The following is a 22,962-nucleotide window of genomic DNA, read 5'->3' on the forward strand; positions in this document are numbered from 1 at the left end:
GGTCGCCAGCGCCCACGTCCGTCCCTACGGTCGCCGCGTGACCAGCTCCGACTCAGCGGCCGCCAGCCAGGCCGAGATCAGCGCCGAGATCGCCGCGATCTCGCGGGAGTACGACGCCCGCCCAGGATCCGGGGAGGGCGCGACCGAGACCGCGCCCCGACTCGACTACCCGCCGTACCGTTCCAGCATTCTGCGCCACCCGACGAAGGCGCCCCGGCAGGTGGACCCGGAGGGCGTCGAGCTGTGGGCGCCGGTCTTCGGCGAACTCGACGTCGACCCGCTCGAATCGGACCTGACCGTCCAGCACCGCGGCGAGCCGGTCGGCGAGCGGATGGTCGTCACCGGTCGGGTCACCGACGGCGAGGGCCGGCCGGTGCGCCGCCAGCTCGTCGAGATCTGGCAGGCGAACGCCGGGGGCCGCTACATCCACCAGCGCGACCAGCACCCCGCCGCGCTCGACCCGAACTTCACCGGCATGGGCCGCTGCCTCACCGACGACGACGGCCGCTACCGCTTCACCACGATCAAGCCCGGGCCCTACCCGTGGCGCAACCACCACAACGCGTGGCGGCCCGCGCACATCCACTTCTCGGTCTTCGGCCGCGAGTTCACCCAGCGGCTGGTCACCCAGATGTACTTCCCGGGCGACCCGCTCTTCGCGCTGGACCCGATCTACCAGTCGATCGTCGACCCGGCCGCGCGCGACCGCCTGGTCGCGACGTACGACCACGACGTGACGACCCACGAGTGGGCCACCGGCTACCGCTGGGACATCGTGCTCTCCGGCAGCCATCGCACGGTCTTCGAGGAGGACGAGCAGTGAGTCTCACCCCGACCCCCGGCCAGACCGTCGGGCCGTTCTTCCACTACGCGCTGCCGTACGCCGGCGACGCGGAGCTCGTGCCGCCCGCGCGTGCGGAGGCCATCCGGCTGCACGGCCGGGTCTACGACGGGGCCGGCGACCCGGTCCCGGACGCGCTCGTCGAGGTCTGGCAGACCGGCCCGGACGGCGCGGTGCCGCAGGTCGCCGGCTCGCTCCGTCGCGACGGGTACACGTTCACCGGCTTCGGCCGCGCCCAGACCGACCGCACGGGGCACTACCGGTTCTCGACGCTGCGACCGGGCGCCCTGTCGTCGGCTGGGGCGCCGTACTTCGCGCTGACGGTCTTCGCCCGCGGGCTGCTGGACCGGCTGTTCACGCGCGCCTACCTGCCGGGTGCCGCGCCGGCCGAGCTGGCCGCGCTCGAGGCGGTGCCGGACGACCGTGGGTTCGTGTTCGACATCCGGCTCCAAGGAGAGGACGAGACCGTCTTCCTGTCCCACGCGCGAGACTGACCTCATGGCGGATCTCTTCTGGCCCGGGGACGACCGGGCCGGCGACCACTTCACGTCGGAGTCGTTCCTGGGGGCGATGGTCGACGTCGAGGCGGACTGGCTCGGCAGGCCCCTGGAGGTGCCGGACCACCTGGAGTGGCTCGCCAACGAGGCGGAGCTCGGCGGCAACCCGGTGATCGCGCTCGTCGAGCTGCTGCGCGAGCAGGACCCCCGGGTCCACCGCGGTCTGACCAGTCAGGACGTCGTCGACTCCGCGCTGATGCGGATGGCGGCCGCGGCGGTGGCGTCGCTGCGCCACGACCTGCGCTCCGTGGTGGACCGGCTGGTCGGCCTGGCCGAGCGGCACCGGTCGACGCCGATGGTCGCGCGGACGCTGACCCAGCACGCGGTGCCGACGACCTTCGGCTTCCGTGTCGCCGCCTGGCTGACAGCCGTCCTCGACGCGGACGACGACGTCGCCCGTCTCGACTTCCCCGAGCAGCTCGGCGGGGCCGCGGGCACGCGGGCCGCGCTCACCGAGCTCGGCCGGCCGGCCCCGGGCGGCGTGCCGCGATGGCACACGACCCGCGCGCCGATCACCCGGATCGGCGACGCGCTCGCCGGCTGCACCGACGCCTGCGCGCGGATCGCCAACGACGTGCTGGTGATGTCGCGGCCCGAGATCGGCGAGCTCGCCGAGGGCTCCGGCGGCGGGTCGTCGACCATGCCGCACAAGGCGAACCCGACGCTCTCGGTGCTGGTGCGGCGCGCCGCGCTGACCACGCCGCAGCTCGCGGCGACCCTGCACCTGGCCGCGGCGCAGCAGGTCGACGATCGCGCCGACGGCGGCTGGCACGCGGAGTGGGCGACGCTGCGCGACCTGGTCCGGCGCACGCTGGTCGCGGTCTCCCAGACCGACGACCTGGTCACCGGTCTGGTGGTGCGCCCCGACCGGATGGCCGCTACGCTCGCCGCGGCCGGCGCCGACGTGCTCGCCGAGCAGCGGTCGATGGCCGCGGCCGCGGGGCACCCGCCGGCCCCGTCGTACCTCGGCGACGCGATCGAGCACGTCGATGCGGTCGTCGTGCGAGCCCGTGAGTCCCTCTCGAAGGAGTCCCGTTGATCCCGAGCATCACCGTCGTCCGGCTCACCGGCGGGCGCGACCGCGCCACCCTGCCGCTGCTGGTCCTCGGACCGTCGCTCGGCACCTCGGCGACCACGCTCTGGGCCGCGTGTGCCGCCGGCCTGACCGACGCCTTCGACGTGGTGGGTTGGGACCTGCCCGGGCACGGCCACAACCGGTCCGTGCTCGAGGAGCCCTTCACGATGGCCGAGCTCGCGGCGGGCGTGCTGCACGTGGTCGACGACGTGCTCACCGAGCGCGGTCAGCCGCGCGGGCCGTTCTTCTACGCCGGGGACTCCGTCGGGGGCGCGGTCGGGCTCCAGCTGCTGCTCGACGCGCCGGACCGGATCGTCGCCGCCGCGCTGCTGTGCACCGGCGCGCAGATCGGCACCCCCGAGTCGTGGGCCGAGCGGATGACGGCCGTGCGCGCCTCCGGCACGCCGGTCATGGTCAGCGGGTCGGCCGAGCGGTGGTTCGGCCCCGGCTTCCTGGAGCGCGAGCCCGAGCGCGGCGGCGCCCTGCTCCGGGCGCTCTCCGACGCGATCGACGAGGGCTACGTCCAGGTCTGCGGCGCGCTCGCCGGCTTCGACGTGCGCGCGCAGCTGGGCCGGATCACACCCCCCGTGCTCGCCGTCGCCGGCGCCGACGACGTTGCGACGCCGCCTGATCGCCTGCGTGAGATCGCCTCCGGTGTGGCGGACGGGTCGTTCGTCGAGCTGCCCGGCGTCGCCCACCTCGCGCCCGCCGAGCAGCCGGCGGAGGTGGCCCGGCTGCTGCGGGCGCACTTCCTGGGTGAGTCGAGCCCCGAGGCCGCGCCCGAGGCGTCGCCCGGCATACGGGTGCGCCGCGAGGTGCTGGGCGACGCCCACGTCGATCGCGCGGTCGCCGGCACCACCGACTTCACCCGCGACTTCCAGGAGCTGATCACGGCGTACGCCTGGGGCGAGATCTGGACCCGCCCCGGCCTCGACCGTCGCTCCCGCTCGATGATCACCCTCACCGCCCTGATCGCCCGCGGCCACCACGAGGAGCTCGCGATGCACGTGCGCGCCGCCCTGCGCAACGGCCTGAGCGTCGACGAGCTCAAGGAGGTGCTGCTGCAGTCGGCGATCTACTGCGGGGTGCCCGATGCCAACACCGCGTTCCGGATCGCGTCAGAGGTGCTCCGGGAGGAGGGGCTGCTCGGTGGTTGAGGTGCCTCGAGGCCGCCAGGGCCCGCACGCCGGGGATCACGGTGGTTGAGGAAGGCGCGCTAGCGCCTGTCTCGAAACCACCACCCCGCGAGTGATCGATAGATGCCTGGGCTGGTGGGTTTTGAGACGGTTGCTAGCGCAACCTCCTCAACCACCGTCGTCGATCGTCGACAAGTGCGCGGTCACGGTGGTTGACGTGGTGGTTTCGAGGCTCAGGCGCTAGCGCGCCTTCGCACCTCAACCACCGTGACGGTGGTTGAGGTGTGAGGGCCGCCAGGCCCGATCCTCGGAACCACCTCAGACGCAGCCGCCCACGATCTCCGCGACCCGGCGTACGGCGGGGGAGTCGTCGCGGGCGCGGGTGGCCAGGGCCAGGTCGATCGTCGGAGCATCGGTGAGCGACACGTAGGAGACGCCGTCGAGGCCGAGGCTGCGCACCGGCTCGGGCACCAGCGCGACGCCGAGGCCGGCCGCGACGAAGACGACCAGCGTGGCGGTCTCGCTCACCTCGATCACCGGGTCCGGGGAGAAGCCGGCGGCCTCGCACGCCGCGCGCACTCGGTCGTGCATCGACGAGCGATGGCCCGACGGGTGCATCACGAACGACTCGTCCGCCAGCGCCGACAGCGGGATCCGGCGCCGCCCGGCGAGCCGGTGGCCCGCGGGCAGCACGGCGACGAATCGCTCCGACCGCAGCTGCCGGAGGGTCAGATCCCCGCTGTTGAGCGGGTCCGGCCGCACCAGGGCGACGTCGAAGGTGCGGTCCCGGAGGCCGTCGAGCAGCTGCGGCGAGAGCAGCTCGCCGCGCAGGTCGAGGTCGATTTCGGGCAGCGACGAGTGCACCTCGCGGGCCACCCGCGGCAACACGTCGTACGTCGCGGTGCCGATGAACCCGATCGACACCCGCCCGGCGGCGCCCGAGGCGAGCAGCGCCATGTCCGACGAGGCGCGCGCGACGTCGCCGAGCACGGTTCGGGCGTGGGCGGCGAACCGCGCCCCGGCCTCGGTCAGCTCCACCCGCCGGGTGGTCCGGGTCAGCAGCGAGACGCCGAGCTCGCGCTCGAGCTGCTTGACCTGTTGGGAGAGCGCGGGCTGGGCGATGTGCAGCCGGGCCGCTGCCCGGCCGAAGTGCCGCTCCTCGGCGAGCACGTCGAACGAGCGGAGATGCCGCAGTTCCATGCCGGAAACTTATCAATCAAGCCTGATTCAGTATTGGAAGCGGAGGTGACTTCCGGCCTACGGTGGCTGCATGACCGCCGCCTTCGTGTACGCCGCGCTCCGGACGCCGTTCGGCCGCTTCGGCGGAGCCCTGGCCGAGGTCCGGCCCGACGACCTCGCCGCCACCGCGATCCGCGGCGTGCTGGCGAAGACCCCGGAGCTCGACGCCGAGCGGATCGGCGACGTCGTCTGGGGCTGCGCCAACCAGGCCGGGGAGGACAACCGCAACGTCGGCCGGATGGCCGTGCTGCTGGCCGGGCTCCCGGTCGGGGTGCCCGCCACCACCGTCAACCGGCTCTGCGGCTCCTCGCTCGATGCGGCGATCATCGGCTCGCGCACGATCGAGTCCGGGGACGCCGACATCGTGCTCGTCGGTGGTGTGGAGTCGATGACGCGGGCGCCGTGGGTGCTGCCCAAGCCGTCGCGCGCGTTCCCGGCCGGCAACGTCACCGCGGTCTCGACGACCCTCGGCTGGCGCCTGGTCAACGAGAACATGCCGGCGGAGTGGACGGTCTCGCTGGGCGAGGCCAACGAGTTGCTCGGCGAGAGGTTCGCGATCGGTCGGGAGCGGCAGGACGAGTTCGCCGCCCGATCGCACAACCTGGCCGACGAGGCGTGGCGCGCCGGCTTCTACGACGACCTCGTGGTGCCGGTGGGCGACCTCGCCCGCGACGAGGGCATCCGCCCCGGCTCGAGCGCGACGAAGCTGGCCGCCCTCAAGCCGTCGTTCCGCCCGGCGGCGAAGGGCGGCACCATCACCGCCGGCAACGCGTCCCCGCTCAACGACGGGGCGTCCGCCGTGCTGCTCGGCTCCGAGGCCGCGGCCGAGACGATCGGCGCGGCCCCGCTGGCGCGGATCGCCGGGCGCGGCGTGAGCGCGGTCGAGCCGCCGATGTTCGGCTACGCACCCGTCGAGGCCGCGGCGCGTGCGCTCGCCCGGGCCGGCATCACCTGGGCCGACGTGAGCGCGGTCGAGCTCAACGAGGCGTTCGCCGTGCAGTCGCTCGCGTGCGTGGACGCCTGGGCCAAGGATGGGCTGAGCGACCCCGAGATCGTGAACGCCAAGGGCGGCGCGATCGCCATCGGCCACCCGCTCGGTGCGTCCGGGGGCCGCATCCTCGGCACCCTGGCCGCGCGGCTGCGCGAGTCCGGCGACCGGTACGGCGTGGCCGCGATCTGCATCGGCGTGGGCCAGGCGCTCGCCGTCGTCCTGGAGAACGTCGACCGATGACCACCATCTGCGACTCGGCTGCCGCGGCGGTCGCCGGCATCGAGGACGGGGCGACCGTGCTGATCGGCGGCTTCGGCCTGGCCGGCATGCCGATCCGGCTCATCGACGCGCTGATCGACCAGGGCGCCACCGACCTGACGGTCGTCTCCAACAACGCCGGCAACGGCGACACCGGCCTGGCCGCGCTGCTGGCCAAGGGCCGGGTGCGCAAGATGATCTGCTCCTTCCCGCGGCAGTCGGACTCCCACGTCTTCGACGGGCTCTACCGCGAGGGCCGGATCGAGCTCGAGCTGGTGCCGCAGGGCAACCTGGCCGAACGGATGCGCGCGGCGGGCGCCGGCATCGGCGCGTTCTTCTGCCCCACCGGCGTCGGCACGCCGCTCGCCGAGGGCAAGGAGACCCGGGAGATCGACGGACGGACCTACGTGCTCGAGTACCCCATCAAGGGCGACGTCGCGCTGATCGGCGGCCACCGGGCCGACCGGATGGGCAACGTCGTCTACCGCAAGACCGCCCGCAACTTCGGGCCGGTGATGGCCACCGCGGCGGCCACCACGATCGTGCAGGTGCGCGAGGTCGTCGAGGTCGGTGAGCTGGACCCGGAGGCGGTCGTCACGCCGGGCATCTACGTGGACAGGGTGGTCGCGGTATGACGCTCTCCAAGGACCAGATGGCCGCCCGCGTCGCCCGCGACATCGCGCACGGCGCCTACGTCAACCTCGGCATCGGCCAGCCCACGCTGGTGGCCGACCACCTCGGCGCGGAGTCCGGCGTGGTGCTGCACACCGAGAACGGCATGCTCAACATGGGCCGCGCCGCGGTCGGCGACGAGGTCGACCAGGACCTCGTCAACGCCGGCAAGATCCCGGTCGTCGAGCCGCCGGGTGCGGCGTACTTCCACTCGGCGGACTCGTTCGCGATGATGCGCGGCAGCCACCTCGACGTCTGCGTGCTCGGCGCCTTCCAGGTCAGCGCCGCCGGCGACCTGGCCAACTGGCACACCGAGGCACCCGACGCGATCCCCGCGGTCGGCGGCGCGATGGACCTCGCGATCGGCGCGAAGAGCGTCTTCGTGATGATGACGCTCTTCGCCAAGGACGGCACCGCCAAGCTGGTGCCCGAGTGCACCTATCCGCTCACCGGGGTCGGCTGCGTCTCGCGTGTCTACACCGACCTCGCGGTCTTCGAGCTCGGCGGCGGCACCGACGGTCGGGACGTGGCCGTGGTCGAGACGTTCGGCACGTCGTACGACGAGCTCGCGCAGCGGCTCGCGGTGCCGCTGCGGCGGGCGCACGACCGCGGCTGACCCCTACTACCGTGGGTCCGTGGACCAACCCGACCTCCTCGTACGGCACGCCTCGGCCTGGGCCGAGCAGAAGAAGCGATCCCTGGACGCCGCGCTGCTCCAGCAGGTCGTCGACCTCAGGTTGCAGCACGATGACTATCCGCTCGGGACGTGGCCGTCCGGGAGCGCCGAGCGGTTGCTGCTCGTGACCTGGCCCGCCTACGGGAGCGAGCTTCCGGACGCCGAGGCGCTGCGCGAGACGCTGGACACGTTCTGGGGGTTCCTGCGCGCGACCGGTCGGATGAGCACGGGGTCGGCGAGCCCGGCGGATCTGCGCAAGGAGGCCAAGCGGGCATTGCCGAAGATGGCGGCGGCGTACGACGACCCGGCGCGGCACTCCCAGGGGCGCGTGCTCGCGGAGTTCGGCCGGAGCATCGGGATCGACCTCGATGGGGCCGCCGACGTCGAAGAGCTGAAGGAGCGACTCGCTTCGATCCAGAGCGCCTGGAACGCGCTCCCGCAGGAGGAGCGGGTGGCACGAATGCCGGACCCGGCGCCGAAGAGCCTGCGCGGTGAGCGGTTCACCTCGTCCATCAACGACGGTCGACCGTATCCGCCCTGGGAGTTCGACGACGACCTGGACGACGCCGATCTGGACGACGAGGAGCCGGGCATCGACCCGGGCGATGTCGGCGAGTCCGCGCGACTCGCGCGCGAGTCGGCGTTCGTGCAGCAGTGCCTGGCTCTCGTCGACTGGGTGGGCGCGGGCCGGCCGGCGACGGCACGTGGCCTGCTGCGTCCGCCCGTCGCCCGTGAGGCGTATCAGCACCTCGACCTCTGGCAGTGGGAGCGCGAGTACGACCGGCTGCAACGCTCCTTCCGCGGTGTGCAGGAGGAGCTCTCCGCCGAGGCCGACGCGGTCCTGGCCGACGCAGCCCTCCACTCCTGGCGCAGCGCCGGCGACTGCCTGCCGCTCGACCGACTCTGGTACGCGTGCGACGCCGCGGGCCTGGTCGAGCCGAGGTCATCGACCGTTCGGCGCGCGGGTGACGACCCGGTCGACGACGAGGGCTGGAGGGACCTCGCGCTGGTCCTGATCGTCGGGATGTGCCTGCGCCTGGGGTGGTACGCCGTCGAGCCGATGGTCGGGCTGCTGCTGATCGCAGCGGTGGCCGACGACGAGTGGGTACCGGTGGACGCCGTTCGCGCGTGGTGGGATTCCCGGTGTCCCCAGCAGCTGCGAGATCTCGCCGCGCTCGGCTGGCAGGAGCGACTGGACCTCCTGTGGTTCCACTTCGCCGACTGCAACCTGTGGCGGCTCGACGGCAGCAGCTATCAGCTCACCGACCTCGGCCGCGACTTCGCCATCGCGTTCCTCAACGTCGTCGACTCGGGCATGTTCGAGGAGGGCTGAGCCGGCTGGCGGTGGGCGGCCGCGATGCCGGTCACCAGCAGGTTGCGCAGCCGCCGGTCGGGGTCGCCGACGGCGGCCTTGGCGGTGCCCCGCACGGCGCTGAGCAGCACGGCGGGCGCCGAGTGCTTCTGGAAGTTCTTGGGCTTCAGCGGCGCGGCGCCGTCGATGAAGCCGCGCGCCCAGGTCGCGGCCAGCGGCACCTGATCGAGCGCGCGGGCGATCGCCTGGCGGTCGACGGTGGTCGGGCCGTCGTGGGCCGCGACCTCGTCGCAGCGGATCAGGCCGGCGGCCAGCGCGCGCTGTGACTCCTCGGCCACGTGGGGCAGCGCCTCGCAGGCGACCGCGGCGGTCACCGCCGCCTCCCAGTCGACGCCGTGGCCGTGCACGCCGACGACGTCGGGGATGAGAACGGCCAGCTCGCTGCGATGCTCGTCGGTGGTGTAGTCGTTGACCAGCCGGGCCAGCTGGGCGAGCAGCGGATGAGTGCACTTCGGCCGGTCACTCCACGGCTCGTTGGCGAGGACGGACGCCATCTCCATGAAGCAGGCGCCCCGGCGAGGGCTGCGGTGCTTGCCTCGCGACAGGACGGGCATGCCGTCCGGGATCCCGTGCGTCTTCATGCCTCCACGATCCGCCGATGTCGCCGTGGCCGCAAGGGGGTCGCGGGGCAGGCCTGGCGAATTCGGTCCGGGTGGTGGTTTCGAGGCTCGGGCCTGGCGGCCCTCACACCTCAACCACCGTGGGAGGCGTGTGGGTGGGTCTGTGGTGGTGTTGCTTCATCAAGGGATGAGGTCGGAGTTGCGGATCCCTGGGTGAGTTCGGCCGGGTGGGCGAGGGTTCGCCTTCATCCCTTGATGAAACTGCAGACCCGCGTCGCCGCAGGGGTCGGGACTGCCGGGTGGTGGTTTCGAGGCTCGGGCCTGGCGGCCCTCACACCTCAACCACCGCCTGCCACAGTGTCCCGACCGCAGGTCGGCGTCCTCCCGATAGGCGCCCAGATCGTCCGGAGACAGCGGGGTCAAGGGCGGCGAAGCCGCCGCAGGGAATCCTTGACCCCACTGGCGGAGGACGAATACTGGCCCGCCGGGAGGACGACGACACTCCCCGCGATCTGGGGAAGTTGGTTTCGAGACAGGCGCCAGCGCGCCTTCCCCAACCACCGGGGCCCCGAGCACGGTGGTTGAGGAGGTTGCGCTAGCAACCGTCTCGAAACCCACGCACCCAACGCGACCCAGCCCCGACCACAGCCCGACGTCCCGACGGGTGGTTTCGAGACAGGCGCCAGCGCGCCTTCCTCAACCACCGGGGCGCCTCGTCCGGACGTGGTGGTTTCGAGGCTCGGGCCTGGCGGCCCTCGCACCTCAACCACCGTGAGCGGCTCGGGCAGTGGCGGCCCTCACGCCTCGACCACCGTGGGAGCCGGGGCGAGGTGCGGTCAGCGCAGGCTGGGCCGGTTCTTCCCGGCCACCGCCTCGGCGGTGCCGACGAGCAGCACGGCCGCGATCACCGAGAGCACGAAGCCGAGCACGTTGAGCTCCCAGATGCTGCCGGTGCCGAGGAGCCAGGCGATGGTGCCGCCGATCAGCGAGCCGACGACACCGAGTCCGAGGGTCGCGAGGAGGCCCAGGTCCTGCTGGCCCGACTTGAAGAGCCGCGCCAGCGCTCCGATGATCAGGCCGGCGACGAGGAAACCGATCATGGGTCCATTGTTGCTCGACGTCCCAACCGGCCTGGTCGAGTGGCGGCGAGGACTAGTACGCGTGGACGATGACGACTCCTGCGGTCCGGTCTAGCGTCGGTCCATATCTGCCGCGGCCCGCCGCGCCCAGCGACGCCTTGTCGACGCCCTTCCGACGCCCTTCCTGACGTCCTCCTGACACCCGTGGCGCAGTGGCGGCGGGCCGAGCCACGAGGAGGCGTCAAGATGAACGCAGAGCTGGACACGTTGCGCGAGCAGGTTCGGGGGACGGTGATCGGACCCGACGACGCCGACTACGACGAGGCGCGCGCCGTCCGGAACGGCATGATCGACCGGCGTCCCGCCGTGGTGGTCAGATCGGCGAACGCCGGCGACGTGCTGACCGCCGTCCGGTTCGCGGGCGACCACGGGCTGACGATCGCCGTGCGCGGCGGGGCGCACAGCGTGCCCGGCTTCGGTACGGCGGACGGCGCCGTGGTGATCGACCTGTCCGCGATGCGCGGCGTCCGGGTCGATCCGAAGGCGCGGACGGCCACCGTGGCGGGCGGCGCGACGTGGGGCGACCTGAACGCCGCGACGTACCCGTTCGGGCTGGCCACCACGGGCGGCATCATCTCGACCACCGGCGTCGGCGGCCTCACCCTCGGCGGCGGCATCGGGTACCTCGCGCGCGGTCTGGGGCTCAGCCTCGACAACCTCGTCGCGGCCGACGTGGTGACCGCGGACGGCACGTTCCACGTCACCAGTGAGGACGACGACGCCGACCTCTTCTGGGCGATCCGGGGTGGCGGCGGCAACTTCGGCGTGGTGACGTCGTTCGAGTTCCGGCTGAGTCCGGTCACCGACATCTACGGCGGACCGATGTTCTTCGAGCTGGACCGCGCGGGCGAGCTGTTCCGTCTCTACCGGGAGTTCATCGCCGACGCGCCCGAGGAGTTCGGCGGGTTCCCGGCCTACCAGATCGCGCCACCGCTGCCGTTCATCCCCGAGGAGCGGCACGGCACGACGCTCGCCCTGATGGTGACCTGCTGGTCCGGTGACCTCGACCGCGGGGAGCAGGTGCTCAAGCCGTTCCGCGACCTCGCGCCGGTGGTGGCGGAGATGGTGGGGCCGATGCCCTACCCCGCCCTGAACAGCGCCTTCGACGACCTCTACCCCGCGGGCCTGCGTCACTACTGGAAGGCCAGCTTCGTCAGGGAGCTGACCGACGAGGCGATCGACGCCCACGTCGAGCACGGGTCGAAGGTGCCGGAGATGACCTCGACGATGCACATCTACCCGATCAACGGGGCCTGCCACCGGGTGGCGTCCGACGCGACCGCGTTCGCCTACCGCGACGCCACCTTCGCCACCGTGATCGCGGGGATGTGGCCGGACGAGAAGGACGACCAGCGGAACACCGCCTGGGTGCGGGAGTACTACGACGCCATCGCGCCGCACTCCGAGGAGGGCGGCTACATCAACTTCATGGCCGAGGACGACCAGGACCGGATCCGGGCCAACTACCGAGGCAACTACGACCGGTTGGCGGAGCTCAAGAGGCGGTACGACCCGGGGAACCTCTTCCGGCACAACCAGAACATCCAGCCGGGCTGACGCGGCGCGTCACCCGGCGGCGGCCAGCTCGGCGAGCCGGGTGGCCGCGGGGCCCGCGTGCGCGCCGATGCGGGCGACGGCCTCGTCGAGCGCCGCGGAGCCGTCGTGGCCGGGCGGGATGCGCGCCGGGTTCAGGGCGACCCGGGCCGCCCACTCCCTGATGTCGGGCTCGGCGCCGAAGGACGCCGCGTTGCGCATCCCGAGCGCGTTCATCCGGGCCCACTCGGCGAGGCTGTCGCCGTACGGCGAGGGCGGGCAGAGCCGGTTCTTCTCGGCGTCGTCGGTCCGGGTCGCCTCGACGTACCCGGCCAGCGCGGCGCCGAAGCAGGGGAATCCCGCCCGGATCGGCTGCGGCGTGATCGCCTCCGGCCGCCAGATCGGGATCAGCGGCGGCCGCTTCAGGCCGTCGGCGGCGCAGTCGACGACCAGGGCGTCGCCCGGGATCGGGATCGAGCCCCGCTCGAGGTCGATCCGGTCGCGGCCGACCGTGGTGATGTGCCCGAGGCGGACGACGTGCTCGATGCTCCGCAGCAGGTCGAGCTCCCAGGTCGCGAGCGTCGGGGTCTTGGCCATCGTCGGGCTGGCGGAGCGGTCGATGCGCAGCATGATGTCGAGGTCCTCGAGCCGCAGGAAGAGCTCGGGGAGCGACGTGGCCACGGCGGACGCCTGCAGCAGGTCGGCCACCATGCCGAGGAAGACCTCGGGGTCGGGCTGGATCTTCGCGCGGTTCAGCATCCAGGGATCGCGCGGGCGGATCCAGCAGATCGCGTCGGGGTCCACGCCGTTCGCCAGCAGCCAGACGCAGGCGTCGGTGGCGGTCTTGCCGGAGCCGACGACGACGTAGCGGCCGGGGGGCTGCGCGACATGCGGCAGGAAGTTGACCGGGACCACCCGCGCTCCGTCGCCGACCCCGAACCGCGGCGGCGACTCGGCCGGGATGTCCGGTGCGAGATAGCGCGCGTCGACCAGCCGGCACCGGTCCGGCACCGTGTGCCGCCGACCCGAGATCCGGGAGACGACGGTCCGGTCCCCGACGTACTCGCACCCTGCCAGTAGTTCCACCCGACTGGTCGCCGCCAGTCGGTCGGCCAGCAGGTCGGCGTAGTAGGAGCAGATCCGCGCCTGGTCGGCCCGGTCGTGCAGGCCGGCCTCCGGCCCGCGGGTCTGGAGCCGTCCGTCACCGAGCCGGGTCGACGCGACCCCGTAGAACGTCGACGCCTGGTGCAGGCGCACGAACGGATAGGCCTCGAGCCAGTGCCCTCCCGGGGCGTGCCGCCGGTCGACCAGCGCGACCGTGACGTCCGCGTGGTCGATGAGCGCGTCGGTGAAGGCCATCCCGGTGGCACCGGCGCCGATCACGAGGTAGTCCACGTCGAGGGTCCGCCTCATCACCGCAGACAAGCACGCCCGAGGGGCGGGGTCCATGGCCCGAATGCGTTACGGGGCGTCCACGAGGTCGGCCGAGCCCAGCGGGACGACCGGGTACATCGGCGGTTCCTGGTCCGGCGTCAGCGCGGTGGGCCCGTAGATCCAGTCCGTGTAGGTGTAGTCGTGGGTGTCCCGGGCCCGCAGCAGCGCGTTGCGCTGCAGCCGCTGCTCGCCGTCGAGGTGCCACAGCTCTCCCCAGGCGCGGGCCGTGAGCACCACGCGGCGGCAGTGCTCGGGCCGGACGGCCTCGTACGCCGCGAGCACGGTCGGCCAGTCGACCGCACCGGTCTCCGTGCGCCGCCGGCCGACGTGCTCGGCGAGCACCCAGCCGTCCTCGATCGCCATGATCGCGCCCTGGGCCATGTACTGCAGCGGCGGGTGCGCGGCGTCGCCGAGGAGCGCGATCCGGCCGTGGACCCAGGTCATGACGGGGTCGCGGTCGTACATCCGCCACCAGCGGTCCCGCCACATCAGCGGGATGCCCTCCCGCACCTCGGCCGAGGTGCGGTCGAACGCCTCGTCGAGCTCGTCCGGGGTGCCCCAGTCCTCCTCGCCCGCGAGCGCCTTCGGCGATCGGAACACCGCCACCTGGTTGAGCATCTCGCCGCCGCGCAGCCCGTAGTGCACGAAGTGGCAGCCAGGGCCGACGTGCACGACCACCTCGGACAGGTCGACCTCGCGCTCGACCTGGGCGATCGGCACGGCGGCGCGGTAGGCGACGTACGCAGAGCTGACCGGCTCGTCGTTGACGAGCAGCGTGCGGGCGACCGAGTGCAGGCCGTCGGCGGCGATCACCACCGGCGCCTCCTCGACCCGGCCGTCGGCGAGCTGCACCCGTGCCCCGTCGGCGGTGTTGGTGTAGCCCACCACCCGCTGGTCGGTGCGCAGGTCGACGCCCGCGCGCTGGCAGGCGCGCAGGAACAGCCCGTGCAGGTCGCTGCGGTGGATCACCATGTAGGGGAAGCCGTAGGTGCGCTCGAGGTCGACGAGGTCGAGCCGGGTGAGCTCGGTGCCGTCGACGGCGTCGCGCATCACCATGCTGGTCGGCAGCACGCCGAGCGACTTCGCCTCGTCGAGGAGGCCGTACTCGTGCAGGATCCGCGTGCAGTTGGGCGCGATCTGGATGCCCGCGCCCACCTCGCCGAACTCCTTGGCCTGCTCGAGCACGCGCACCCGGAGCCCCTGACGGGACAGGGCGTACGCCGTGCTCAGGCCGCCGATGCCGCCGCCCACGACGATCGCGTCGGCGCTCACAGCCAGGCTCCCAGGTCGGGTGCGCCGGCCAGACCGTGCGGTCGGCCGGTGAGCCAGGCCACGCGCTGGTCGAGGGGGCCCTCGACCGCGGGCACCTGGCCGCGCTTGGCGACGACGTCCTCGCAGAGCGCGGTGAGGAAGTCGGCCGGCAGGTCGGCGAAGGTGATGCCGAGGTCGAGGTCGACGGCATGCACGCACACCTCGCGGGCCCGGAGCCAGGGGATCTCCGTCGCGGGGACGGTGCGGCCCTGGGCGGTGGTGACCTCGGTGGCCCACTGCTCGGGGGTCAGCCGGCCCATCGCGGCCGCGAGCTCGGCCGTGGAGCCGTGCAGCCAGCGGTCGAGCTCGGCGGCCGAGAGCCGCGGCCCGCGCTCGATGCCCGCGGCGCGCTCCTCGGGTCCGGCGTACATCGGGGTGGGTACGCCGGTCGCCGCCCAGCGCACGAGGTTGCCGAGCGCGTCGGCGTTCGCCGCCACGTGGGCGACGAGGTGCTGGCGGGTCCAGCCGGGCAGCAGGGTGGGCTCGCCGTACGCCGGTGCGTCGAGGCCGGCGACCGCGTCGAGCAGCAGCGTGGTGCCCTCGTCGACCCAGCGGCGGGCGTCCTGCGGCGTGCGGCTCACTCCTTGACCACCGTGTTGGTGCAGGCGCCGATGCCCTCGACCTCGGTGACGACGGTCTCGCCGCCGACCAGGTAGACCTTGGGGTCGCGGGCGTGGCCGACGCCGGCCGGGGTGCCGGTCGCGATCAGGTCGCCGGGGTTGAGCCGGATGACGGTGGAGACGTACTGCACGAGGTGGACCGGGTCGAAGAGCAGGGTGGCGGTGTCGTCCTCCTGCATGACCCGGCCGTCGACCGTGGTGCGCACCGACAGCGCCGGCCGGACGCCGCCGACCTCGTCGGGGGTGACCAGGTAGGGGCCGACCGGGGTGGAGGAGTCCCAGATCTTGCCCTGGGTCCACTCGATGGTGCGGAACTGCCAGTCGCGCACCGACACGTCGTTCATGACCGTGAACCCGGCGATGGCGGCCTCAGCCTCGGCCTCAGACGCGCGGCGTACCGGCGTGCCGATCACCACGACGAGCTCGACCTCCCAGTCCAGGGCGTCGGTCTCGGCGGGCTTGACGATGTCGTCGTGGGCGCCGATCAGGGTGTCGGCGAACTTCGGGAAGAGGGTCGGGTACGCCGGCAGCTCGCGGCCCATCTCCTTGATGTGGTTGGTGTAGTTGTGGCCGACGCAGATCACCTTGGACGGGTTCGGGACGACCGGCGCGAAGTCGGCGCCCTCGACCGGGTACGTCGCGGCGTCGGCCGCCGCGGTCGGCGAGCCGGCCGCCAGGTAGGCGCCGAGGTCGGCGTGGCCGAGGTCGACGAGCAGGTCGCCGTCCTGTCGTACGGCGCGGGTCCCGGTGCCGGTGCGGATGGTGGCGAGCTTCATCGGGTGACTTCCTGTCGGTCGAGGTGGAGCGCCTCGAAGACGGGCGCGTCGGAGAAGCGGAACAGGTCGAGGCCGCCGGAGTCGGAGTCGGTCGACCCCGCCTCGGAGCGGGCGGAGAAGGGCTCCCACGACGGCACCACGAACAGGTCGCCGCGGGTGACCGACCAGGTCCGGTCGCCGACGGTGACGGTGCCGGAGCCGTCGAAGACCTGGTAGACGCTGGAGCCGGTCTCGCGGACCGGGGCGGTCTCGGCGCCGCGGGCGATGCGGTGCATCTCGGCGCGGATCGTCGGCAGCACGTCGGATCCGGTGGCGGGGTTGGCGTAGCGGACCGCGGCGTGGCCGGGCTCGACCGTCCCGCCGTACCCCTCGGCCTCGACGGCGAGCTGGTCGGCCAGGGCCCGGTCGGTGAACTCCCACTTGTAGGCCAGCAGCGGGGAGCCCGGTGTGAGCGCGGTCGCCCCGCTGCCGGCCGAGAGCGGGCGCAGGCCGGGGTGGCCCCACAGCCGCTCGGAGCGGGAGCGCTCGGGGGTGATCCGCTCGGCATCGGAGATCTCGTCGCGGCCGAACTCGAAGAACTGCGCCTCGGTGAGGTACTGGAACGGGATGTCCAGACCGTCGATCCACGCCATCGGCTGCTGCGTGGCGTTGTGGTGGGCGTGCCAGTTCCAGCCTGCCTGAGGCAGGAAGTCGCCGCGGCGCATCGGCACCGGGTCGCCACCCACGACCGTCCAGACGCCCTCGCCCTCGACGACGAACCGGAACGCGTGCTGGGTGTGCCGGTGCTCGGGGGCGTCCTCGCCCGGCATCAGGTACTGGATCGCCGCCCACAGCGTCGGCGTCGCGAACGGCCGGCCGCCCAGGCTCGGGTTCGCCAGCGCGATCGCGCGGCGCTCGCCGCCGCGTCCGACCGGCACGATCTCGCCGGCCTGCGCGGCCAGCCGGCGCAGGCTCTCCCATCGCCACAGGTGCGGCACCGCGCGGGAGCGCGGGTGCGCCGGCATCAGGTCGCCGATCTCGGTCCACAGCGGCACGAGCAGCTCCCGCTCGAAGCCGCGGTAGAGGTCCTCCAGCGCGGGGGTCACGTCGGGCTGGTCCGGCGCAGCGACGGCCTGCAGCCGGACGGGGGTCTGCGTGGTGCTCATGCCGACGAGCCTGGGCCGTCCACCACTGTGAAGAACAGAGAATTCTGGTTGACAGAATGTATGGGCGTTCCTCGAGGCCGGCTCTCCTCGGGTGCGCCGTGGTGCGCCGGAAACGGCTACACCTGCGTGTGCTCCCCGGGCCCCTTGACCTTCAGGCCCGGCAGGTCGGCAGGTCGGCAGGTCGGCCAGGTCGGCCAGGTCGTAGGTGATCTCGAGGTACGGCGGTAGCCGGTGTGCGCGACCCGCCAGCGCTGGGGGTGCGCAGGTAGGAACACCGCGCCGCTCGCGCCGCTGGCCTAGAGTTCGTCGTCCGACGGTGTGCGGCGTCGTCTCGCGGCAGCCTGCTGTCGCCGCTCCTTGGCCCGGACGCTGGCTCGCGCCTTCCGTTCCTCGGTCTTCTGGGCGAGCTGGATGCTGCTGCTGGCCTTCAGCGACGTGCGGGTCGCCCCGGTCGTGGTGGCCGGCCGACTCGTGCGCGGTCGCTTGCTCGGGCGCTTGACGAAGGACGGGGCGGGCGCCGGCTCCGGAGCCAGGTAGACGTCGGCCTGCTCCGGGTTCGGGGCCTCCTGGCTGCTCGACAGCGCAGCGAGGCGGTTCTCCACGGGCACGTCGGCATCGTCGGTGAACGTCGTCCAGATGTCGGTGTCGTGGTCGGGTGCGGCGGCCAGGTGGGCGTCGAGGAGTCGCTGGCTCCGCTGGGTGGGCAGGCCCTGCGGGGTCAGCTCGACGTCGACGCCGGTCGACACGGCATTGTTGGCGCCGTCGTGGCCCACGCGCAGGTTGCCCGGCGAGTCGAAGGTGCTCTTCAGGAGCGCCCGGTACTTGTCCAGGCCGCCCGTCTCCATGAGCGCGAGGGTGTTCCTCAGCAGGGTGTTGCGTGCGGCGACCACCTCCGGCTGGCTCGAGTCGGCGGAGTCCGGGGACTTGTGGTTCTCCAACGCGATCGCCCGGTTGTACATCTGCACCCGTCCGACCGCGGCCGCCTGCAGGGCCAGCGACCCCGGGGCGGGTGCGGTCTCCGCGCCGCGCGAGAAGTTCGCCAGGGCCTGGTTGAGGGTGTTCTGGCCGACACCGGAGGCGATGACGTGGTTGATGCTCGAGTCCGGCGCGTTGTCGCCGGCGTCCTGGGCTGTCTGCTCCTGGAGGGTGAGCGGCCGGCCGGTGCGATGGGCGTGGGCGAGGTAGGCGCCGTGGCTGCTGTCGTACTGCGTCAGGCGCTCGAAGATCGCCGACTGCTTGTCCTTGGCCCGGCGCGGCCGCTTCTTGAGCAGGGGACGGGTCGTCGGGTCCGCCTCGGTCTCCGTCGGCGGCGCCTGACCGTAGATCTTCTGGTAGGCCCGCGTCTGGTCTCCGGGCGAGAGGCCCTCACCCGGGCCGTACTTCACCTGGCTCTTGGAGTCCTGGTAGCGCACCGGCTCGTGGACGTACCGCCCGGGCCGGGTGATCGCCGGCCGGCCGCCCCGGCCCGGGCTCGGTCGGTCCGGTACGTCGCCGGCGGTCGCCGGCAGCGGCACCGGCGCGATCGGCCCGGACGCCGTGGTGTCGGGCACGGCCAGGTCCATGGGCACCTCGTGCTGCCCGATGGCGATGTCGTGCTCGGCCTCGGCGAGGTCCATCGGCTCCTGACGGTCCCCGGACGACTCCTCGCGCTCGGCTTCGCCCAGCTCCATCGGCACCTGCTGTCCGGTCATCACCGACCACCTCCGAACGCCTTCCCCGAGCCACGACGGCTCCCCACTTTCTCAGAGAACCCGCGTCGTCGCCCCGACTTCGCCGAGTCCGCCGGCTTCATCTCAGTGGCCTCCGCGACGGACCCGGCGGCGCAGCTGCCAGATCCGCAGGGTGCCGACCGCAGCGGTGAGCACGATGCCGCCCACGGTCGCGATCAGGAGCGCGACCGCCAGGGGTGCGGTGCCGTCCCAGCCGAGGAAGGAGATGTGCACGTCGGCGGTGTTCTGGGCGATGAAGGTGACCAGCAGGACCAGCAGGACCGCCGCGATGATCACGGCCGTCCAGGCGCCGCTGGTGCGTGATCGGCGCAGCGGGTCCTGGGTGGGAGGGGTGGGTGCCGCGACCTCCGGCTCGGGGTCGGGCGTCTGATCGGTCATGGGTACGCCGTACCCCGTCGCGGACCGGACGAGTCGCTGCCCCGCGACGAGCGCGCGGTGGGAGCCCGCCCCGTCAGCCTTCGAGCTGGTCGACGGTCGGCACGTAGAACAGTGCGCCGGTGGTGGCCGTGGAGACCTCGAGCAGGCGGTCGGTGGTGCCGGGCGGGTCGCCGAGGAACATGTTGCGCAGCATCCGCTCGATCACCGCGGGGTCGCGGGTGTAGCCGATGAAGTAGGTGCCGTACTCGCCGGTGCCGCCCGGTGCGCCCGTCAGGCTGCCGAAGGGCATGTTGTCGCGCAGGATCTGCAGCTCGGTGCCGTCGGCGTCCTCGATGCTGGTGAGCGCGGTGTGCGCCCCCGGCGCCTTCTGCTCGTCGGGCAGCTCGATGTCGGAGAGCTTCTCCCGGCCGATCGCGGCCTCCTGTTCCTCGACGGCCATCGCGTTCCAGGCGTCCACGTCGTGCAGGTACTTCTGGATGACCACGTAGCTGCCGCCGGCGAAGTCCGGGTCCTCGTCGCCGACGAGCAGCGCCCGGTCGACCGCGACGCCGACCGGGTTCTCGGTGCCGTCGACGAAGCCGAGCAGGTCACGGCGGTCGAAGTAGCGGAAGCCGTGCACCTCGTCGACGATCGTGGCCGCCCCGCGCAGCCGCCGGGTCAGCCGGGAGGCGAGCTCGAAGCAGAGGTCCTGCTGCTCGGCCTTGATGTGGAAGAAGAGGTCCCCCGGCGTGGCCGGCGCGTGGTGGCGCGGACCCCGGATCTCCGCGAAGGGGTGCAGCCCGGCGGGCCGGGCACCGCCGAGCACCCGGTCGTACGCCGCGCTGCCGATCCCGACCACGCACGAGAGCGCTGCCTCGACGTTGCGGAAGCCGATCGCCCGGGCCATCCCGGGCACGTCGGCCAGCACCTCGCGCACCGTCGACTCGCCGCCGGCGTCCACGGTCAGGACTAGGAAGATGGCGGCCCGGGTGAGCGGCGTCGTGACCGGCTGCGGCTCGGAGGCTGGCATGGACGCCATCGTGCCTCAATCCGGCTCTGCCCGGCTCAATCCGCGATCGCCGCCGGCGCGCCGGTCTTGAAGAGCGTGGCGACGTAGAGCGTGATCGGGGTGGTCCCCGCGTTGCGGGCGTGGTGCACCTCGCCCTGCTCCTCGACGAGCCAGTGGCCGGGGCGCACCTTCACGGTCTGTCCCGGCTTGATCACCCGGACCAGCTCGGCGTCGTCGCCGGGGCCGGTCATCAGCCGCGCGCGGCCGGTCTCGACGGTGTAGGTGAGCACGCCCTCGGCGACGTACCCGAGCTGGGTGCCGGGGTGGTGGTGCGAGGCGAGGGCGGCACCCGGCATCACCACGACCTTGCTCAGGCCGAGCGTGCGCTTCGGGGAGCCGGTCGGGCCGGGGGCCTCGGCGAGCGACTGGCGGGCCACGGTGACCGGGGCCGGGTCGTCGTCCGCGGCGGCGGCGGTGACGGTGATGCCCGCGGCGAAGCCGGAGCCGACGAGGCCGAGCCCGGCGAGGGGAACGAGGAGTCGCTTCATGTCTGGTGAGGGTAGGGACGCACGGCGTACCCCCGCAGCGGATCAGGGGATCTCGGGGTCGGTCCGGGGGTGCTCCCCGATGTGCCGAGGGGCCCGCGCGATGGAGGGTCGACCCATGATCCGTGCCCACTCCCTCACCAAGCGCTTCACCACCGGAAAGGGGCAGAGCAAGAACGCTGTCGACGGCATCGACTTCGTGGTCGAGCCCGGCCGCGTCACCGGCTTCCTCGGCCCGAACGGCGCCGGCAAGTCGACGACGATGCGGATGATCCTCGGCCTCGACGCCCCGACGTCGGGGACGGTCAGCGTCAACGGACACCGGTACGCCGCGTCGCCCGCGCCGCTGCGCGAGATCGGCGCGCTCCTCGACGCGCACGCCATCCACCCCGGGCGGTCCGCCCGTGACCACCTGCGGTGGATGGCGGCGTCCAACGGCATCCCGACCACCCGGGTCGGCGAGGTGCTCGAGCTGGTCGGCCTGGAGCCGGTGGCCGGCCAGCGGGCCGGGCGGTTCTCGCTCGGCATGGGCCAGCGGCTCGGCATCGCCGCCGCGATGCTCGGCGACCCGCCCGTGGTGGTCCTCGACGAGCCGGTCAACGGCCTCGACCCGGAGGGCATCCGCTGGGTGCGCACGTTCGCACGACAGCTCGCCGACGAGGGCCGCACCGTCTTCATCTCCAGCCACCTGATGTCCGAGATGGCCCTGATGGCCGACCACCTGCTGGTGATCGGCCGCGGGCGGATCCTCGCCGACTGCTCGATGACCGAGTTCATGAGCGACCACGCCGCGTCGTACGTCCGGGTGAAGGCGCCGGCCCTCGCCGACGCGGCGGCCGTGCTGGGCGGACGCGGCCTCGAGGTCAGCCGGCACGACGACGAGATCCGCGTGGTCGGGCTCGACGCGCCGTCGGTCGGGGAGCTGCTCTTCGAGCACCGCCTGGCCGTCCACGAGCTGACGCTGGTGCGCTCCTCGCTCGAGGACGCCTTCATGGGCCTGACCGCCGACAGCGTCGAGTACCACGCGATCGCCCCCTCGGAAGGAGTCGCCCGATGACCGCCACGCTCATGGAGTCCGGCCGCGTCGTCGAGCGCGGCGACGTTGCCCGGCCGTCGTTCGCGGCCGTGCTGCGGGGCGAGTGGCTCAAGCTGCGCACCGTCCGCTCGACGTGGTGGACGCTGCTCGCGACGTTCGTCCTCGGTGCGGGCCTGACGATCCTGATGTGCTGGGGCAACGCCGACTGGCTGGCCTCGGCCGACGCCGACGAGTCGCCGGGCTCCTTCATCACCTGGGGGATGATGGTCGCCCAGATCACCGCCGTGGTGCTCGGTGCGCTGGTCGTCACGACGGAGTACGGCACCGGCATGATCCGCACGACGTTCGCCGCCGTGCCGGCGCGCGGCCGGGTGCTGGCCGCGAAGGCCGTGCTGGTCACCGTCGTGTTCTTCGTGGTGGGCACCGGCACCGCGCTGGTCGGGTACGCCGGCGGCAACTACTTCCTGGACCGCGAGGGCATCGGGATGGCCCTCGAGGGGGACGTGCTCCGCTCGATGTACGGCTCCGGTCTCTACCTCGCCGGCATCGGCATCTTCACGCTCGCCGTCGGCTTCCTGCTCCGGCACACCGCCGGCACCATCTCGGTGGTCCTCGCGCTGATGCTGATCCTGGGCAACATGGTGAACCTGGTGCCCGGTGCGGTCGGCGAGTGGCTGACCAAGCTGATGCCCGGCAACGCCGGCTCCGCGGTCTCGACCCCGGTCGCGTTCAACCCGAACCTGCTCGACCCCTGGCCCGGCTTCGGCGTCTTCCTCGTGGAGATCGCCGTGCTGCTCGCCGCGGCGTACGTCGTGGTGCGGCGGCGGGACGCGTAGGACCGGTCAGGCGAAGCGAGGGCGACACGCCGTGCGCCGTCGGCGTGTCGCCCTCGTTTCCCCGGGCGGCCGGGGAAACGAGCAGCTGTCCCCGCCACCCCATAGGGTCGGCCC

23 protein-coding genes are annotated in these 22,962 nt (G+C 72.8%); 11 read left to right on the forward strand and 12 right to left on the reverse strand.

Annotated elements, in window-relative coordinates:
• Nucleotides 1-37: 37 nt before the first annotated feature.
• From pcaH to pcaDC, 4 genes are read left to right on the forward strand one after another with little or no spacing between them, the layout of a single operon-like run.
• On the forward strand, nucleotides 38-823 hold the full coding sequence (gene pcaH / locus FHU40_RS11030; RefSeq protein WP_215526098.1) for a protocatechuate 3,4-dioxygenase subunit beta: 786 nt from the start codon (nucleotides 38-40) through the stop codon (nucleotides 821-823).
• Nucleotides 820-1,335 (forward strand): protocatechuate 3,4-dioxygenase subunit alpha, encoded by a 516-nt coding sequence (gene pcaG, locus FHU40_RS11035; RefSeq protein ID WP_183592398.1) that lies wholly within the window; start codon nucleotides 820-822, stop codon nucleotides 1,333-1,335. The genes pcaH and pcaG overlap by 4 nt, the downstream gene beginning before the upstream one ends.
• A 4-nt stretch (nucleotides 1,336-1,339) precedes the next feature.
• Nucleotides 1,340-2,437: a lyase family protein gene (locus FHU40_RS11040; RefSeq protein ID WP_183592399.1), complete on the forward strand. Its 1,098-nt coding sequence runs from the start codon at nucleotides 1,340-1,342 to the stop codon at nucleotides 2,435-2,437.
• A complete protein-coding gene (gene pcaDC, locus FHU40_RS11045; protein ID WP_183592400.1) occupies nucleotides 2,434-3,630 on the forward strand; it encodes a bifunctional 3-oxoadipate enol-lactonase/4-carboxymuconolactone decarboxylase PcaDC in 1,197 nt (398 codons plus the stop codon). The genes FHU40_RS11040 and pcaDC overlap by 4 nt, the downstream gene beginning before the upstream one ends.
• 297 nt (nucleotides 3,631-3,927) lie before the next feature.
• Here the strand turns inward: pcaDC and FHU40_RS11050 are convergent, their stop codons facing one another.
• Complete coding sequence (locus FHU40_RS11050; protein ID WP_183592401.1) at nucleotides 3,928-4,809, reverse strand: LysR family transcriptional regulator; 882 nt, start codon at nucleotides 4,807-4,809, stop codon at nucleotides 3,928-3,930.
• A gap of 70 nt (nucleotides 4,810-4,879) precedes the next feature.
• Between FHU40_RS11050 and FHU40_RS11055 the strand changes: the two genes are divergently transcribed.
• The 4 genes from FHU40_RS11055 to FHU40_RS11070 are packed head-to-tail and all read left to right on the forward strand — an operon-like array spanning nucleotide 4,880 to nucleotide 8,778.
• Nucleotides 4,880-6,079 (forward strand): thiolase family protein, encoded by a 1,200-nt coding sequence (locus tag FHU40_RS11055; RefSeq protein WP_183592402.1) that lies wholly within the window; start codon nucleotides 4,880-4,882, stop codon nucleotides 6,077-6,079.
• Nucleotides 6,076-6,732, forward strand: a complete 657-nt coding sequence (locus tag FHU40_RS11060; protein WP_183592403.1) for a 3-oxoacid CoA-transferase subunit A — start codon at nucleotides 6,076-6,078, stop codon at nucleotides 6,730-6,732. Before FHU40_RS11055 ends, FHU40_RS11060 begins: the two co-directional genes overlap by 4 nt.
• On the forward strand, nucleotides 6,729-7,385 hold the full coding sequence (locus FHU40_RS11065; RefSeq protein WP_183592404.1) for a 3-oxoacid CoA-transferase subunit B: 657 nt from the start codon (nucleotides 6,729-6,731) through the stop codon (nucleotides 7,383-7,385). Before FHU40_RS11060 ends, FHU40_RS11065 begins: the two co-directional genes overlap by 4 nt.
• 19 nt (nucleotides 7,386-7,404) lie before the next feature.
• Nucleotides 7,405-8,778: a hypothetical protein gene (locus FHU40_RS11070; protein ID WP_183592405.1), complete on the forward strand. Its 1,374-nt coding sequence runs from the start codon at nucleotides 7,405-7,407 to the stop codon at nucleotides 8,776-8,778.
• Here FHU40_RS11070 and FHU40_RS11075 read toward each other — a convergent pair.
• Nucleotides 8,700-9,398 (reverse strand): hypothetical protein, encoded by a 699-nt coding sequence (locus FHU40_RS11075; RefSeq protein WP_183592406.1) that lies wholly within the window; start codon nucleotides 9,396-9,398, stop codon nucleotides 8,700-8,702. The two genes, FHU40_RS11070 and FHU40_RS11075, sit on opposite strands and share 79 nt — an antisense overlap.
• Nucleotides 9,399-10,213: 815 nt before the next feature.
• Nucleotides 10,214-10,477, reverse strand: coding sequence for a GlsB/YeaQ/YmgE family stress response membrane protein (locus FHU40_RS11080; RefSeq protein ID WP_183592407.1), 264 nt, complete (start codon nucleotides 10,475-10,477; stop codon nucleotides 10,214-10,216).
• Nucleotides 10,478-10,702: 225 nt separating this feature from the next.
• Here FHU40_RS11080 and FHU40_RS11085 point away from each other — a divergent pair, with 225 nt between their 5' ends.
• The gene (locus FHU40_RS11085) at nucleotides 10,703-12,073 is read left to right on the forward strand and encodes an FAD-binding oxidoreductase (protein WP_183592408.1); all 1,371 of its coding nucleotides are present in this window, start codon (nucleotides 10,703-10,705) and stop codon (nucleotides 12,071-12,073) included.
• A 9-nt stretch (nucleotides 12,074-12,082) separates the two neighbouring features.
• On the opposite strand, the gene FHU40_RS11090 is transcribed toward FHU40_RS11085, so the two are convergent.
• The 9 genes from FHU40_RS11090 to FHU40_RS11130 form a co-directional block, all read right to left on the reverse strand.
• Nucleotides 12,083-13,462 carry an NAD(P)-binding protein gene (locus tag FHU40_RS11090; RefSeq protein ID WP_183592409.1) on the reverse strand — a complete coding sequence of 460 codons (1,380 nt, stop codon included), beginning with the start codon at nucleotides 13,460-13,462 and terminating at the stop codon, nucleotides 12,083-12,085.
• Nucleotides 13,463-13,510: 48 nt separating this feature from the next.
• Entirely contained in the window at nucleotides 13,511-14,755 is a 1,245-nt protein-coding gene (locus tag FHU40_RS11095) for an FAD-dependent oxidoreductase (protein WP_183592410.1), read from the reverse strand.
• Nucleotides 14,752-15,375 (reverse strand): maleylpyruvate isomerase family mycothiol-dependent enzyme, encoded by a 624-nt coding sequence (locus tag FHU40_RS11100; RefSeq protein WP_183592411.1) that lies wholly within the window; start codon nucleotides 15,373-15,375, stop codon nucleotides 14,752-14,754. Before FHU40_RS11100 ends, FHU40_RS11095 begins: the two co-directional genes overlap by 4 nt.
• Complete coding sequence (locus FHU40_RS11105) at nucleotides 15,372-16,190, reverse strand: fumarylacetoacetate hydrolase family protein (RefSeq protein WP_183592412.1); 819 nt, start codon at nucleotides 16,188-16,190, stop codon at nucleotides 15,372-15,374. The genes FHU40_RS11100 and FHU40_RS11105 overlap by 4 nt, the downstream gene beginning before the upstream one ends.
• Nucleotides 16,187-17,335: a cupin domain-containing protein gene (locus FHU40_RS11110; RefSeq protein WP_183592413.1), complete on the reverse strand. Its 1,149-nt coding sequence runs from the start codon at nucleotides 17,333-17,335 to the stop codon at nucleotides 16,187-16,189. Before FHU40_RS11110 ends, FHU40_RS11105 begins: the two co-directional genes overlap by 4 nt.
• A gap of 296 nt (nucleotides 17,336-17,631) precedes the next feature.
• The gene (locus FHU40_RS11115; protein WP_183592414.1) at nucleotides 17,632-19,026 is read right to left on the reverse strand and encodes a hypothetical protein; all 1,395 of its coding nucleotides are present in this window, start codon (nucleotides 19,024-19,026) and stop codon (nucleotides 17,632-17,634) included.
• Nucleotides 19,027-19,128: 102 nt separating this feature from the next.
• Nucleotides 19,129-19,443: a LapA family protein gene (locus FHU40_RS11120; RefSeq protein WP_183592415.1), complete on the reverse strand. Its 315-nt coding sequence runs from the start codon at nucleotides 19,441-19,443 to the stop codon at nucleotides 19,129-19,131.
• 73 nt (nucleotides 19,444-19,516) lie between these two features.
• On the reverse strand, nucleotides 19,517-20,452 hold the full coding sequence (locus FHU40_RS11125; protein WP_183592416.1) for a Dyp-type peroxidase: 936 nt from the start codon (nucleotides 20,450-20,452) through the stop codon (nucleotides 19,517-19,519).
• Nucleotides 20,453-20,487: 35 nt separating this feature from the next.
• A complete protein-coding gene (locus tag FHU40_RS11130) occupies nucleotides 20,488-20,979 on the reverse strand; it encodes a cupin domain-containing protein (protein ID WP_183592417.1) in 492 nt (163 codons plus the stop codon).
• Nucleotides 20,980-21,094: 115 nt separating this feature from the next.
• On the opposite strand from FHU40_RS11130, the gene FHU40_RS11135 reads away from it, so the two are divergent.
• Together FHU40_RS11135 and FHU40_RS11140 are read left to right on the forward strand one after the other, a co-directional pair.
• Nucleotides 21,095-22,033: an ABC transporter ATP-binding protein gene (locus FHU40_RS11135; protein ID WP_183592418.1), complete on the forward strand. Its 939-nt coding sequence runs from the start codon at nucleotides 21,095-21,097 to the stop codon at nucleotides 22,031-22,033.
• Nucleotides 22,030-22,848, forward strand: a complete 819-nt coding sequence (locus FHU40_RS11140; protein WP_183592419.1) for an ABC-2 transporter permease — start codon at nucleotides 22,030-22,032, stop codon at nucleotides 22,846-22,848. The genes FHU40_RS11135 and FHU40_RS11140 overlap by 4 nt, the downstream gene beginning before the upstream one ends.
• Nucleotides 22,849-22,962: the final 114 nt, after the last annotated feature.

The sequence above is a fragment of the Nocardioides soli genome, assembly GCF_014191495.1.
Taxonomy (GTDB): domain Bacteria; phylum Actinomycetota; class Actinomycetes; order Propionibacteriales; family Nocardioidaceae; genus Nocardioides; species Nocardioides soli.